Source organism: Cellvibrio fibrivorans, assembly GCF_031457055.1.
Taxonomy (GTDB): Bacteria; Pseudomonadota; Gammaproteobacteria; order Pseudomonadales; family Cellvibrionaceae; genus Cellvibrio; species Cellvibrio fibrivorans.
This window is the reverse complement of the sequence record NZ_JAVDVX010000003.1, coordinates 405,632-421,277: the sequence shown is the minus strand read 5'-3', so window position 1 is coordinate 421,277 and position 15,646 is coordinate 405,632. Positions and strand designations below refer to the sequence as shown.

Genomic DNA, 15,646 nt, shown 5'->3' with positions numbered 1-15,646 from the left:
AATTACTGATCGACTACGGATTAGGTACATTGATGATCGTGTTGACCATCGTCACTGACGCATTCAACGAAATGACCCGACCATTGATGGTGACGACTGCAACATTACCGTCGGTAGAAATCGCAGCGCCTGCTTGTGAAATAACGGTACCGACCATGGTTCCACCACCAGCGGCGTTGATAGTTGCTGCGGTTCCCACTTGCCAGAACACGTTCTTCGCTTGCGCGCCATTCACCAGCAAGATGCTTTGCGGTGCAGCAGCGCCGGGGCCACCGACCCTAAGGGTGCTGGCCATTTGAAATACCCAGGTCGCATTGGTATCGCCTTGTGCATCGAGAGTTAAGTCACCACCCTCCACCATAAATGAACCCGCAGCGGCGGTATAAACACCAGGTACTAACACCAGATTGGCGAGGTTGCCCGCACCTTGGTCTGGACCGCCCGGTTGGGCGACGAGAGCGTTGTAGGCGATCAATGCATCAGCACGCGCTTCTTCTGCTATTAACGCTGTGACTGCAGTGCCTTCCGTCGGGCAGGCAACTGTCGGTGGTGGTGCGGAGGTGTAAATTTTTCCATTAACAGTGCCGATATTCAGATCCGTTTCGGTGTAGGTGCAACCAACGCCGTTATCGTGAAAACCCGTTACCGCGGTAGACACGGCAGTGGTACCTATATCGCCGTTAATAATGGTCAGAATGCCCTGATTGGTAGTACCAGCCGAGCCGCCAAAAGTACCAAAAGTAGCTATTGAGCCTAATGGAATGATTACCGGGGGGATGGTCGAGCAATCCACGGCAGTAAAATCCCAGCTGTAGTCATTGGTCATGGCGTTGGCAGGAATGGCCAAATCTGTCACACCATTCGCGCCACCTTTCAATGTCGCGGTGTAGGTAACGCCGGGAACGAGATCGTTTAGCGGATCAAAACTGGCGATGCGACCAGTTGCTGCATCAACAACTACGGCCGTTGCAATCACTGGCGTCTTGGCGACTGTCGCTTCGGTAACCGTAAAGGTCGATGAGTTGACACTGATGGGATTCATGCGCACGCCGGACGGAACCATAAACGTAGCGTTGATAGCTGCGTCGGGGCACACATTTCCGGCATTGTCGGCGGGATTAGTATTGGTGACGGATACCTTCCCTGCCGCAGTTGCTTCGGCAGAGGTCGTAAACATCCACACATAATTGCTCGCCGCCGGTAAAGCAGCTTGATTGCCCGCTAATGCGTTTCCGGCCAGATCAGTCGCCACGCTGGTGATTTGCGCGGTGTAAGTGGTGTTCGTCATAAGTGCCATCGCTGGTGCAAACACCATCGTTTTGGTACCCACGGAATAACTCAGGTTACCAGCAGGATTAACGCAGGGCGCAACGCAGGTAAGGCTAAAACTGGTTGAAGAAATACTCGCTGGCGCCATGTTTTCTGAAAACACCGCATTGATGGCCATGTTGGTGGGCACACCGGTGGTAGGACCAGGCGATGTCGTTGCAGGCACCGTGAAGGTAACGCGCGGACGAGTCGTATCAGCAGTGCTCCCTGTTGTAAAAGTCCATACAAAAGGCGACGCCAAAAGCGCACCGGTCACAAGACTACTAACACCACTCACACTCGCGGTATAAACCGTCATAGGCTCAAGCTGCATTCCCGGCGTAAGCGTAAAAGTGGCGACGCGATTGGTCGGGTCACGCGAAACTGAGCCGGTTGGGCTGACACAAGGTGCGGCGCAGGTCACCATAAAATTTGCGTTCGTAACTGATGCAATGGCTTCACTGAAGTCGGCACTGATAATCGTGTTATTGATTGATACACCCGCGCTATTCGCGCCAGGTGCAACAGCTGTTACCGTAACGGCGGTCGATGCAGCACCAGTCGTAAAATTCCAGCTGTGGGGGCTTTTAAGCGTAAGACCGGTAGCAAGACTTTTAGCACCGGTGATAGTTACTGTGTACTGGGTCATGCCCATTAAATCGGCGACGGGAGTGAAAGTTGCGATGCGGTTAGTGCTATCAATGCTCACCGCTCCCACCGGATTAGTACAGGGCGAAGCGCAGGTCACCACTACACTCGCTCCACCACCGACAACCGCCACCGCTTCGTTAAATGTGGCGGTAATCATCGGGTCATATACCAATACATCGTTGGCATTTGCGGCGGGAGTTACTGTGGTGACTGAAGGCGCAAGTGCCGCGTTGGCGCTAGATCCCAATACATCATCCTTACCGCCACAAGCGGTCATTAAGGTAATGGCGCATAGCGGGATCATCCATTTAAGTCGCATAGAGTCGTTCTTTAATATGTTCATTTTTTGCCGTCCTGGTTATGATTTTTAGTGCTGAACCGATTCACGACCGTTTATACAAAACTGTCGCCGAATGAGCGATTGATGGGAAAATCGTGCGTGAAAAATAAATGAGAGGGATCGCGTGATTGACAGCCAACAACGCAATAATTAAGCAGATGCTACAGAGGGAAATTTTTTATGTCTGTTCGCCGGCGCACCTAGCGGGTTGGGAATGGATTTCAAACTCTAACTATGAACAATGGGATGAGGTGAAAAATAAGTTGGAAATACCAGAAAGATAAATTCGATAATCACACCCCTGAAATTGAATATGTTTTTTCAAAATGAACTAAACCAAAATCATCACACCCTCCAACGCCAAAACCACTGCCTGTTTTTGCACCTCCGCCCTATCCCCATCAAAATGTTTTAACTCCGTTTTAATTTCACCCGTTGCAGTAACCCAGGCAAACCAAACAGTGCCAACCGGTTTCTCAGGCGAACCACCGCTTGGCCCCGCAACACCGCTAATCGCAACCGCAATATCAGCGCCCGACAATGCGAGTACACCGCGCGCCATTTCGATGACTACGGCTTCGCTGACCGCGCCTTCGCGTGCGAGTGTTTCGCTGGATACACCGAGCAGTTTTTCTTTTGCGGCGTTCGCATAACTGACGATGCCGTATTCAAACCAGGCGGAGCTGCCGGAAATTGCGGTGATGGCAGCGGCGACTCCGCCGCCAGTGCAGGATTCTGCAGTGGCAATGCGCCAGTTACGCTGGAGTAATTGTTCGCCGAGACGTTGGCTTAATTGATGTAGATGATCATCCATTGTGTGACCCTGTTTGAGTGCGGATAGGATGGCGATAGTGTGCCGCCATTTAGGCATTGATGCCAGCGGGAAACTTTTAAACGCATGCGACAGGGCGATCTATACTCCAAGCCATATAACTTGTGAGAGATTGAGCGTGCAGACAATTCCGGGGTATCACATCAAAACGCTGATTGGCGAGGGCGGTATGGCCAAAGTGTATTTGGCGGTACAAAAATCGCTCGACCGGCCGGTGGCGATTAAAGTGTTGGACGCAAGTTTGAATCAAGATCCAATCATCCAACAGCAGTTTGAACAGGAATCCACATTGGTGGCGCGTCTTAGCCATCCGAATATTATTCAAATTATCGACAAAGGGATTAGCGAGCAGCAACTGCCCTACTTTGTGATGCCTTACGTGAAAAGTGTTTCGCTCGAAACCGTATTGCCGCGCAAAGATATTAGCCTCACGCGAAAATTAAATATTTTAATCCAGCTCTGTAGCGCACTCGGTTATGCGCATCGCAATGGTGTGGTGCATCGCGATATCAAACCGGCCAATATTTTGGTGGATTACGACGGCCATGCCTATTTGGTGGATTTTGGAATCGCCGGATACTTTACTGCGAACAAAGGGGCCGCCAACGCCAGCAGCGAGACAACAGATCCTGATCAGGAACGGATTATGGGTACGGGTGCTTACATGGCACCTGAGCAGCACAATGGAACATCGCACACCAATCAGCTAAGCGATATTTATTCGCTCGGCGTGCTTATGCATGAATTGATTTTTGGTGTGGTGCCTGTGCTCGCTAATGAACAAACCTATGCAGAGCAACTCACAGATAAACACCAAATGACCGCTGCATTGCGGCCGTTGATTAATCGCTGTATTGAAGCCAACCCCAACCAACGCCCCACCAGTGTCGATGAAATTCGCCAGCAATTATTATTGATTTCCCAGGGGCGACATTTACAGGGTAACCGCTGGGGCAACGAATCCACTCGCGATAATATTCCGCCCAATTACACCCTGCTCGATGTATTAAAAGAAAACCCCTTCGGTGCGACCTATTTGGTTAATGATCCCAATCGCCAGCGTTTTCTCGTGATAAAAAAACAAAACCTCGATCATCTGGGCAATGCGCCGCAATACGCGGCGAAATTAACGCAAGTGCAACATCCACATATCGCACGAATTTTCGGCACTGGAAAAAATCCACGCGTATTTATCAGCGCAATGGAATATTTACCCGGTGGCAGCTTGCAGGAGCGGCTCACACAATCGCTGAGCTTGGGGCAGTGTTTAACCATTGCACAACAACTTTGCAACTCCCTCGCCTGCGCGCACTCCTACGGAATCGTGCACGGTAATTTGCGCCCCAGCAACGTGTTATTTGCCGAAAAAAATCATTTGAAACTGAGTGACTTTGGTTTTCCGGCGCACAGTTATGGCGATGGCACCCACTGGTATCAACCCGCCAATGAACCTGCCTCCACCGGTGCTGACGTTTACGCATTAGGCGCGATACTGTTCCAATTATTCACCGGAAAATTGCCGGTACCTGATTTATGGGGCTGGAAAAATGCGTGGCGTTTACGCAAGGCGCCGGCCAAAGTACGTCGATTGATTTTGCAAATCATCCACCTCAACCCACGTAAACGCATCGCCAGTGCAGAACTGGCAGGCGCGGCATTTAACCAAGCGCAGGGTGAACAAAAAACCCAAGTGTTGGAAAAAATGGTGGGAATCTAGGAATTCTCCGAAATAAAACTTATCGTCATACCCGCGAACGCGGGTATCCAGAGGCATCAATAAAATTAGAAGCTGGATACGTGCGTTCGCAGGTATGACGAACAAACTATAAAGCGCTATTTTGGTGCCACTTATCAATTCACCAATCAAATACCTGACCACTTGTGCAGCATAAAAAGTTGTCGCAATTGGCCAGCTTTTTTGTGAAGAATTTATGACGGCAACAAAGTGCAGGTATTAAAACTGTACTAATTAATGGTTATTCAAATACTTAGCAGCTAGTCAACAATTAAACCCAACACACTTACGCTAGCGGTTTTTTCATCTTTTATGTCGCTGGTACGAATCCTGCTGAATGCCCTTCTATGGTTCCCGTAACAGGGACATATCCGTGATCGTACAATCCACAAAGTAATCCATAAACAGATACAGAGGGCGTAGCGATGAGTACAAGTCTGAAGAGTTCTTTAAATGCGTGGCACCTCTGGGGGCTAGCAGTGGGGCTGGTGATTTCTGGTGAATATTTTGGCTGGAGTTACGGGTGGGATAAAGCGGGCACGCTCGGCTTTTTAGTGACTACCGTGATGATCGCGATTATGTACACCACGTTTATTTTTAGTTTCACCGAATTATCGACTGCAATTCCCCACGCTGGTGGGCCTTTCGCTTACGCGCGCCGCGCCTTTGGCCCCAAGATGGCATTTGTCGCAGGCTTTGCAACGCTGATTGAATTTGTATTTGCACCACCCGCGATTGCAATGGCGATTGGGGCTTATTTAAATGTGCAATTTCCCGAGGTGAATCCAAAAACCTTTGCGATATGTGCTTACGCTATTTTTGTGGGTTTAAATATTGTCGGTGTGCGCATCGCTGCAACCTTTGAATTATTTGTTGTTGTTCTGGCGATTTTTGAATTGCTGGTATTTATGGGCGTAGTAGCACCCGGATTCTCCATCTCTAATTTTGTCGCCAACGGTTGGGCAGGTGAAACAGAATTCAGTGCTGGTGCCATCACCGGCATAGTCGCCGCGATTCCATTTGCGATCTGGTTTTTCCTTGCGATTGAAGGTGTGGCTATGGCCGCAGAAGAAGCAAAAGATCCGCGCCGCACTATTCCCCGCGCCTATATCGCAGGCATTTTAACGCTGGTTGTGCTGGCAATGGGCGTGATGGTATTTGCAGGCGGCGTAGGCGATTGGCGTACTCTCTCCAATATCAATGATCCTCTACCGCAAGCAATGAAAGTGATTGTCGGCGAAAACAGTAACTGGTTGCACATGTTAGTGTGGATTGGTTTATTCGGTTTGGTCGCTTCCTTTCACGGTATTATTCTCGGTTATTCACGCCAAATTTTTGCGCTGGCGCGCGCTGGCTATATGCCCACCTATTTTTCAGTTGTGAACGAAAAATTCAACACACCGCACAGGGCGATTATCGCTGGAGCTGTGGTGGGTATCATCGCCATTATGAGCGACGACTTGCAATTTAATGGTATGACGCTCACCGCCAACCTGATCACCATGGCGGTGTTTGGTGCGATTGTGATGTACATAGTATCCATGATGAGCTTATTTGCACTGCGTAAAAAAGAACCGAATCTGGATCGCCCGTTTATCGCCATTGCATACCCAGCCTTCCCTGCCATTGCGCTCGGCTTGGCGATTATTTGTTTAGTCACCATGATTTATTTTAATCCACAACTGGCTTTACTTTTTGTGGTGTTGATGGCACTGGCGTTCGCGTATTTCAGCATGACCCAAGCGAAGCGCGATGCATCTTCTGATAATGCAATTGCAACATCGGTGTAATAGCCTGAAGCTCGCAAAAAAAAGATCTGCTAAGCTTGAGCCATCTGGCTCAAGCACATGCATCTATAAATACGGGTCGCAGTATGCAATACAAACACACTCTGGGTTTACAGACCTATGAGTTTCGCGATTTAAAAGAGGTGATGGCGAAAGCCTCACCAGCCCGCTCCGGCGATTATCTCGCCGGCGTTGCAGCAGCGACTTATGTGGAACGCATGGCCGCGCGCATGTGTTTAGCTGAAGTACCGCTCGCACAGTTCCTGCAAGAATTATTAATTCCCTATGAGAGCGATGAAGTCACGCGCTTGATTATCGATACACACGATAAAAAAGCCTTTGCCGAAATCAGTCACCTGACTGTTGCAGATTTTCGCAATTGGCTGCTGTCCGATATCGCCACTACTGAAACACTCACACGCGTTGCACCCGGAATCACACCAGAAATGGCCGCTGCCGTGAGCAAATTAATGCGCAACCAGGATTTAATTCTGGTCGCCAAAAAATGTTCAGTCATCACCCGCTTTCGCAATACTATTGGCCTGCCAGGCCATATTTCTGCGCGCTTGCAACCTAATCACCCGACCGATGATCCACGCGGCATTGCGGCGTCATTAATTGATGGTTTGCTGTACGGATCAGGCGATGCAGTGATTGGGATTAATCCCGCGACTGATAATTTATCGGCGCTGATGGAGCTGTATCATTTAGTTGATGGCGTAATCCAGCAATTTGAAATCCCCACGCAGTCCTGCATCCTCACCCATGTGACCAACCAGATCCAGTTGATTGAAAAAGGCGCACCGGTAGATTTGGTTTTTCAATCTATCGCTGGCACTGAATTGGCGAATAAAAGTTTTGGTATCGATATCGCGCTATTAGCAGAAGCGCGCGACGCGGCACGCTCACTCAAGCGCGGCACCATTGGCGACAACGTGATGTATTTTGAAACGGGCCAAGGCTCGGCATTGTCGGCCAATGCCAATCACGGCGTTGACCAACAAACCTGCGAAGCGCGCGCTTATGCGATTGCACGGCATTTATCACCGCTGCTTACCAACACCGTTGTGGGTTTTATCGGCCCGGAATATTTATACGATGGCAAACAAATTATTCGTGCGGGATTAGAAGATCATTTCTGCGGAAAATTATTGGGTGTGCCTTTAGGATGCGATGTGTGTTACACCAATCACGCCGAAGCCGATCAGGATGATATGGATACATTAATGACACTGCTCGCCAATGCGGGGCTGACCTTTTTAATGGGCATCCCCGGCGCCGATGACATTATGCTGAATTACCAAACCACGTCGTTTCACGACACGCTCTATTTGCGCAAAATTCTCGGCTTAAAAGCCGCGCCGGAGTTTGAACAATGGCTCAAGAAAATGAACATCATGGATTCAGCGGGACAAGTGCGTCCCATCAGCCAACAGCATCCACTCTTACAACAATTCCCCAGCAAGTTGGCGTAACAGCGCCAATTAGTGTTGATGATCCCTGGCAGGATTTAAAACAATTCACCCACGCGCGCATCGCTCTCGGGCGCACCGGTAGCAGCTTAACCACTAAAGCCGTGTTGGATTTTAGTTGCGCCCATGCCATGGCGCGCGATGCGGTGCATCTTGCATTGGATTTGAATTCGCTTGCTGATCAATTGCACGCTCAAGGTTTAAAAACACTGCAGGTTCACAGCCGCGCAACTGATCGGCATAGCTATTTATTACGTCCGGATTTTGGACGGCGCCTGGATGAAACGAGCGTTTCGTTTTTGAAAGATTATTCACGGCAACACTATGCTGAAAAACCAATCGATTTATTATTGGTTGTTGGCGATGGCCTTTCCTCTATGGCAGTTACCCAACAGGCAGCAAAACTTATCGCCGAAATTCAATCACAGATTCCACCACATTGGACTTTAGGCCCAATCGTCATCGCCCAACAGGCGCGGGTTGCACTGGCGGATGAGGTCAGCGAATTGTTAAATGCGCGCATGGTGGCCATGCTGATTGGGGAGCGCCCAGGATTAAGTTCGCCCGATAGCCTCGGGGTTTACCTCACCCATAACGCCAAAGTCGGCTGCACGGATGCCGATCGAAATTGCATTTCCAATGTGCGCTCCGAAGGCTTGGTTCACGCTGCTGCTGCGAAAAAATTATTGTGGTTATGCGAAGCGGCAATACGCATGCAATGCTCTGGCGTTGCGTTAAAAGATGAAAGTGATACCGGCGGATTTATTGCGGCTGCACCAGTGTTACTGGTAGAAAAAGAATAAACGTTAACCTGTCGCTCGATTCTATTAAGTATCAACTCCAGTATTCTCGACAAAACCCTTCCGCCGTATTTACCCCCACATAGCCCCCCCCCAAGGGGCAAAAAATCTTGTTTAGAACTAGTCATATAATTAGATGAATGCAGTTTCCTCTTGACAGCTTTTAACTGATCAGTAAAAATTAAGCCTATAAATATGATATATATAACAAACGAGAGAGAAACCATGAAACACACCCCATCGAATACGTTCGTACGCACCAGTCTGTTTGTTGCCGTAAGCCTGTTAGCCCCCATTGCCGCGGCGCAGAGCACCGCTAGTCAGGAAGACTTGGTAGAAGAAGTTGTCGTTACCGGCAAATTCCTTAAAAGCTTGCAAACTGCCGCCGAAATCAAACGCAACTCGGCGAGTGTGGTAGAGGCGATTTCCGCGGAAGATATCGGTCAACTGCCCGATGTGTCGATCAGCGACTCATTAAAACGCCTGCCCGGCCTGGCGCAAGACCGCGACCGCGGTAATGGCAGCCAGATTTCGATCCGCGGTATGGGCGGCATGCTCGGCTTTACCACCCTGAATGGCCGCGAGGTTGCGATTCTGGAAGAGACACGCAACATCCGCTACGACCAATTCCCCTCCGAATTGATCAATGCGGCCCAAGTCTACAAAACCCCGCAAGCCTGGATTGCTGAAGGCGGCGTATCGGGTACCGTAAATCTGGACACGATCAAGCCGCTGGATTACGACTCCACCAAAGTGGTAGTCGATTTGCGTGCAACCTCTTCCGAACTGGGCAAAGACGTTGATGATGCTGCGAATAATGGCATCGGCCAACGCGTCAGCATTTCCTATATCGACCAATTCCTCGATGACACCCTTGGTGTGGCCATTGGCTATTCAGGCCGTTCTGAATCCATCGCCACCCAACGCGCCGAGCTGTGGAACTACGGTGATACCTGGCACAACACCCAATGGAACAGCGAGTTGGGCGCAAACGTGATCGCGCCTTGGGGTGGTTCTGCGCTGGTGCGTGGCGGTGAAGACGAACGCCAAGGTGTGATGGGCGCTGTCCAATGGCAACCTACCGAGAATCTGGAAATCGCCTATGACGGCTTCTGGTCTTCATTTGATATCAGCGAAAACCAACGCGGTTTTGATTTCCAAATTAGCAATAATTTCGACAACCAGTGGGACCTGATCAGCACAGTCCCAACGGCCTACACCAACAGCAACCTGGGCGCTGGCGCTGTAGATTTAATTTCCGGCACTGTTAACCTCAGCTCCCTGCGCAATCTGAACGAAGAATACGTGCAAGACGATGAACTCACGAGCCACGGTGTAAACGTGAAGTGGTCGCAAGATTTGTGGACAGTCGCTGCCGACGCTGGCATTTCTGAAACCAGCCGCGACAAACGTTGGGCCACAGTGCGCACTGAAAACAGCGCTCCCGGCCGCGCAACCTTTGGTGCGACTAACGACGGCCGTATGACATTCAAATTGTTGGACGCGTCATTAACTGATACCAGCACCAATAATGTCGCCAATATTCAAGTACAACCCCAAGCTGAAGGCGGCGATGAACTCAGTTCATTCAAATTGGATTTCACCCGCGACTTTGATAATGGCTTTGTGCAAGCCGTTAAATTTGGTGCTGCTATTTCCAGCCGCGATAAATTTGAGCATGGCCAAATTTGGTCACAGAGCGTTACACAAAACGCTGGTGCTGCCATTCCGGCCAGCGCGATTATCGATGCAAAAAGTGCAAGCTACTGGAGCGACCTTCCCGACTATCTGAGTGTTGATCGCAATGCAGTCATCAACAATTATTTCGGCGGCCTGAAAAATCCGACACCGGGGGATGCGGATGATTTAATTTCCAGCTGGGATGTCAGTGAAGATATCAGCGCGCAATACGTGCAATTGGATATGGGCACTGAAGTATTCGGATTGGCACTTACCGGTAATCTCGGCGTGCGCAATGTAGAAACTGAAACCACTTCCAGCGGTTATCAGCAAGGAGAAGATGTTTGGGTAGAAGTCACTCCCGGTAATTGGCAGCCGCAACCCGTCGTCAACGCAGTGTCAGTCGACCACGACTACAGCGATGTATTGCCGAGCACCAACTGGACATTGAACCTGAACGATGAACAATTAATTCGTTTCGCTGCCGCCAAAACCATGGCACGCGCACCGGTTAACATGATGAGCCCGAGTCTCAATTTGAATGAAGATTTGTGGGGTTCAAACCCGGGTGAATCCACTTCCGGTAATCCAAAACTCGATCCATTCCGCGCTGATCAAGCGGACCTTTCTTACGAATGGTACTACGCCGAAGGTTCACAATTTGCTGCAACGCTTTTTTATAAAGATTTGGAAAGTTTTATCGCTCGCGCTGCCGATGCAGAAACTGTGGTGAGCAATGGTAAAGAATACAAAGTATCGCGCCCCATTAACGGCAGCGGCGGTTACATCCGCGGCTACGAATTATTGTGGCAACAATCGTTTGATTTCTTGCCGGCACCTTTTAATGGTTTGGGGATTTACACCAACTACTCGCACAACGAATCCAACGTTGAACAGTTTGTACCGCTGAACAGCGATTACAAAGCCGGATTGACAGGTTTATCGGAAGATGTTGCCAACTTCACGCTCTGGTATTACCTGAATGGATTTGAAGCACGCACTTCCTACAGCTATCGCAGTGAATTCCAACGCGATATCAATCTGGTGATGGGCGAAGAAGGCATGAACGATGCGGAAGGCTATTGGGATTTGAGTTTGTCTTACGAATTCAACGACCACTACAAAGTCTACTTCCAAGTGCAAAACCTCACCGACGAGCCGTACAAGACCTATGGTTTGGAGTCCAACAATCCAAACCACATCAACAAATATGAAGAGTTTGGCACTCGCTACTCAGTTGGTTTGAACTGGAAACTCTAGCGCGTTTTGTTGGTAAACCTGCTTTAACTTGTTAATGGAACTCTCCCTTATTGTGCGGCTGCTTCGGCAGCCGTGTTTTTTTGGGAACCACAATTCCACAACACATAGATGAGCTAGATGATGATTAAAAAATTACTGCTTCTTGCCATAGGTTTTATCGCCGCAGGCACTTTGGCAAACACACCTGTACCAATTAATGCAAAGCCCTTTTACGTCGGTGCTGATCTATCTTATGTCAATGAAATGGAAGATTGCGGCGCAACCTATTACGACAAAGGTAAAAAACAAGATCCCTTTGCACTCTTTGCCAAAAAAAGTGCTGACCTAGTGCGTGTGCGCCTATGGCATGACGCCGACTGGACGAAATACTCTGACCTCGCCGATGTGAGTAAAACACTACAACGCGCGAAAGATAATAAAATGAAAACCCTGCTGGATTTTCATTATTCCGATACTTGGACTGACCCCGAAAAACAATTTATTCCCAAAGCCTGGGCGCATATCACCGATACCAATCAACTCGCTCAAGCGCTATACGACTACACGACGGAGACACTCGCTGCTCTCGATAAAAAAAATCTGTTACCCGACATGGTGCAAGTTGGTAACGAAACCAATATCGAAATATTGCAACAAGAGAACTCCATAGTACACGGCATTCCCAATTGGCAACGCAATGCACAATTATTAAATAGCGGCATTAAAGCCGTGCGCGATTACAGCAAACAATCCCAAAAACCTATCCAGATTGTATTGCATATCGCCCAACCGGAAAACGCGCTCTGGTGGTTTAAACAAGCAAGCGAAAATGGTGTGACCGATTTCGATATTATTGGCCTCTCCTATTATCCGCAGTGGTCCACTTATAAACTGCCGGACTTGCCGGATGCCATTAAAGAATTAAAAAACACCTATCACAAAGAGGTGATGATTGTAGAAACCGCTTACCCCTGGACGCTGCATAATTTTGACAAGGCTGGCAATGTATTGGGTGAAAAAGCGGTGCAGCCCGAATATCCTGCCAGCGCTAAAGGCCAGCTGCTTTATCTGCTAACATTAACCCAATTGGTAAAAGCTTCAGGTGGATTGGGTGTTATCTACTGGGAACCGGCTTGGGTCAGCACTCGCTGCAAAACCCTGTGGGGCAAAGGTTCGCATTGGGAAAATGCCAGCTTTTTTGATGCAACACGCCACAACAATGCCCTACCCGCGTTTTTATTTTTTTCGGCAGACTATACCGAATAATGTAATTACCCACATAATTCAAAAAAAATACGAGTGAGAGAGAATATGATTAACAAAAAAATTCACATCTATACCTTAGCGCTGTGTGGTTTAATCGCTTCCTGTTCGCCAGCGCCGCAACATAAATCGCCTGTTGGTGATACGCTCTACGATAAAGACTGGCAATTTTTCCGCAGCAACAACGCACTCGATCTGGCAACAGCGCAACAGCAAAAAGAATGGGAACCTGTGCAAATCCCGCACACACCCAAAATCGAGCCACTAGTGGTAAACGAACAATTCCAGGGGGATGCCTGGTATAAAAAAACCATCGCAACAGAAGAGAGCTGGAAAGGCAAACAAATCTCATTAAAATTCGAAGCAGCAATGAATGTTGCTGAAGTTTGGTTAAACGGCGAAAAACTCATTACCCATGTCGGTGGATATTTGCCCTTCACGGTTAATCTCACCGAAAAACTAAAGTGGGATACACCCAATGAATTGATGGTGCGGCTGGATAATCGCGACAATCCCATTACCGGCCCAAAACCATTAAAGGATTTGGATTTTAATACCTACGGAGGTATTTATCGCCACGTGTATTTGCAGGTTAATAATGATCTGCACATTACCGACGCGGTTGCTGCCGGAAAAACCGCCAGTGGTGGAATTTTTGTAAGCTATCCACAAGTTACGGCCGAACAAGCCACTATCAGAATCAAAACCCATCTCGCCAACGCGCACATTGATCCGAAAAAATTCCGTGTTGTGCAAAAATTATTGGCTGGCGATAAAGTAGTCGTTGACCAAACTGGCGAACTGCAAACGGTGAACGGAAAAACAGATGCCGAAAACACTATTGATTTAGTGCTTGCCAATCCGCAACTTTGGTCACCCAAAACACCTAATCTCTACCATCTGGTTACCCGTGTTTATGAAGGCGATTCGTTGGTAGACGAACAGACCACACGCATAGGTATACGCGAATTCAAGTGGGTAAAAAATCATTTATTGATCAATGGCGAGGCAACATTCCTGCGCGGGGTAAATCGCCATCAAGAGTATCCTTACGTTGGTTACGCAACGTCTGATGCAGCAGATTATCGCGATGCTGTCAAAATAAAATCCGCCGGATTTGATTACGTACGCCTCTCACATTACCCGCACTCACCTGCGTTTATGGCAGCGGCTGACGAGTTAGGTTTAGTTCTCCTGGATTCAATTTTAGGTTGGCAATATTTTTCTGAAGACCCGGCATTTCAGGCGCAAATTCAACAAACCTGCCGGGATTTAATTCGCCGTGACCGCAATCACCCGTCGGTAATGGCTTGGGAGTGCTCGCTAAATGAATCCTGGATGACTGAGCCTTTTATCGATTCATTAACCAAAATTATTGATGAAGAATATCCAGGCGCTATGTCTGCTGGCTGGCAGGAATACGGTTACGATATTTATTTGCAAGCGCGCCAACATCGCTTGGAACACTACAAAGAACCGAGCAAGCCCTACATCGTAAGCGAATACGGTGATTGGGAATACTACGCCATGAATGCCGGTTTAAACCAAACCGAATGGGCAAATTTGCTGCAGGCAGATCGCTCCAGCCGCCAATTATTAAGCGATGGCGAAACACGTTTGTTGCAGCAGGCATCCAACATTCAAGAAGCTCACAACGATAACTTCAATACACCGGCATTTGCTGACGGCTACTGGGTGATGTTTGATTACAACCGTGGTTACGCGCCGGATTTGGAAAGCTCGGGCATTATGAGTATTGATCGCCTACCAAAATACAGTTACTACTTCTACCAAAGCCAGCGCGATGCCAGTGAAGTATCTGACAAATTTACTTCAGGCCCCATGGTATTCATCGCCAGCGAATGGAATGAAAAATCTGATGCTAATGTGCGTGTATTTAGTAATGCGGATGAAGTGGAACTGCTACTTAACGGAAAAATTATCGCCAAACAAACGCCGGACAAAAACGATAACAGCAAAAATCTGAAAAACCCACCCTTTAATTTTGCACTGGAAAAATACGAAGCAGGCGAATTAAAAGCCATTGGTTACATTAATGGCAAAGCCGTTGCGGAACATAAAGTGGTAACCGCAGGTACTGCAACGAATATTCGCTTAACGGTAGATACCAGCGGAAAAGCACCCCAAGCTGGCGTTAAAGACATTGTGTTTGTATATGCGCAATTAGTTGATAGCAAAGGCAATCTGGTACGCACAAATAATATCCCGGTTACCTTTGGAATTAGCGGCAATGCAAAACTGATCAGTCCGGTAGAAGTTAGCACCAGCAGCGGTATCGCAAGCGCATTAGTTGAACTTGGTGATTCACTGGATAACATCAATATTAGTGCTACTAGTGATAATTTAGCCGGCACCAATTTAAAACTCTAACAGCCTGTTGAAATTATTGATGTCTAAATGGCGTTATCCCAGAAAGGATGACGCCATTTTTTATGGGCAGTTATGTTCATAACAGCGGGCATATCACAAATATAAAAATACTTCAGTGTGAATTACACCAACAGCTTTTAGTTGACTA

General features: G+C 48.4%; 9 protein-coding genes. 7 read left to right on the top strand and 2 right to left on the bottom strand.

Annotation, left to right across the window (positions count from 1 at the left end; all coding sequences use genetic code 11):
* Window positions 1-13 precede the first annotated feature (13 nt).
* On the bottom strand, window positions 14-2,302 hold the full coding sequence (locus J2X05_RS10335; RefSeq protein WP_310072133.1) for an Ig-like domain-containing protein: 2,289 nt from the start codon (window positions 2,300-2,302) through the stop codon (window positions 14-16).
* A 328-nt stretch (window positions 2,303-2,630) separates the two neighbouring features.
* A complete protein-coding gene (locus J2X05_RS10330; RefSeq protein WP_310072131.1) occupies window positions 2,631-3,113 on the bottom strand; it encodes a CinA family protein in 483 nt (160 codons plus the stop codon).
* A 136-nt stretch (window positions 3,114-3,249) separates the two neighbouring features.
* Between J2X05_RS10330 and J2X05_RS10325 the strand changes: the two genes are divergently transcribed.
* The 7 genes from J2X05_RS10325 (at window position 3,250) to J2X05_RS10295 (ending at window position 15,498) form a co-directional block, all read left to right on the top strand.
* Window positions 3,250-4,848: a protein kinase domain-containing protein gene (locus J2X05_RS10325; protein ID WP_310072129.1), complete on the top strand. Its 1,599-nt coding sequence runs from the start codon at window positions 3,250-3,252 to the stop codon at window positions 4,846-4,848.
* A gap of 443 nt (window positions 4,849-5,291) precedes the next feature.
* On the top strand, window positions 5,292-6,656 hold the full coding sequence (gene eat, locus J2X05_RS10320; protein ID WP_310072127.1) for an ethanolamine permease: 1,365 nt from the start codon (window positions 5,292-5,294) through the stop codon (window positions 6,654-6,656).
* 83 nt (window positions 6,657-6,739) lie between these two features.
* Window positions 6,740-8,128, top strand: coding sequence for an ethanolamine ammonia-lyase subunit EutB (locus J2X05_RS10315; protein ID WP_310072125.1), 1,389 nt, complete (start codon window positions 6,740-6,742; stop codon window positions 8,126-8,128).
* A complete protein-coding gene (gene eutC, locus J2X05_RS10310; protein ID WP_310072123.1) occupies window positions 8,029-8,928 on the top strand; it encodes an ethanolamine ammonia-lyase subunit EutC in 900 nt (299 codons plus the stop codon). Before J2X05_RS10315 ends, eutC begins: the two co-directional genes overlap by 100 nt.
* A gap of 222 nt (window positions 8,929-9,150) precedes the next feature.
* The gene (locus tag J2X05_RS10305) at window positions 9,151-11,865 is read left to right on the top strand and encodes a TonB-dependent receptor (protein ID WP_310072121.1); all 2,715 of its coding nucleotides are present in this window, start codon (window positions 9,151-9,153) and stop codon (window positions 11,863-11,865) included.
* 117 nt (window positions 11,866-11,982) lie between these two features.
* Window positions 11,983-13,110 (top strand): glycoside hydrolase family 53 protein, encoded by a 1,128-nt coding sequence (locus tag J2X05_RS10300; RefSeq protein ID WP_310072119.1) that lies wholly within the window; start codon window positions 11,983-11,985, stop codon window positions 13,108-13,110.
* 45 nt (window positions 13,111-13,155) lie between these two features.
* Window positions 13,156-15,498: a glycoside hydrolase family 2 protein gene (locus J2X05_RS10295; protein ID WP_310072117.1), complete on the top strand. Its 2,343-nt coding sequence runs from the start codon at window positions 13,156-13,158 to the stop codon at window positions 15,496-15,498.
* Window positions 15,499-15,646 lie beyond the last annotated feature (148 nt).

Excerpts from the sequence above, each read along its gene's own strand:
- J2X05_RS10335 (WP_310072133.1), bottom strand. The coding sequence starts at position 2,302 with ATGAACATATTAAAGAACGACTCTATGCGACTTAAATGGATGATCCCG.
- J2X05_RS10330 (WP_310072131.1), bottom strand. The coding sequence starts at position 3,113 with ATGGATGATCATCTACATCAATTAAGCCAACGTCTCGGCGAACAATTA.
- eat (WP_310072127.1), top strand. The coding sequence starts at position 5,292 with ATGAGTACAAGTCTGAAGAGTTCTTTAAATGCGTGGCACCTCTGGGGG.
- J2X05_RS10315 (WP_310072125.1), top strand. The coding sequence starts at position 6,740 with ATGCAATACAAACACACTCTGGGTTTACAGACCTATGAGTTTCGCGAT.
- eutC (WP_310072123.1), top strand. The coding sequence starts at position 8,029 with ATGGCTCAAGAAAATGAACATCATGGATTCAGCGGGACAAGTGCGTCC.
- J2X05_RS10305 (WP_310072121.1), top strand. The coding sequence starts at position 9,151 with ATGAAACACACCCCATCGAATACGTTCGTACGCACCAGTCTGTTTGTT.
- J2X05_RS10300 (WP_310072119.1), top strand. The coding sequence starts at position 11,983 with ATGATGATTAAAAAATTACTGCTTCTTGCCATAGGTTTTATCGCCGCA.
- J2X05_RS10295 (WP_310072117.1), top strand. The coding sequence starts at position 13,156 with ATGATTAACAAAAAAATTCACATCTATACCTTAGCGCTGTGTGGTTTA.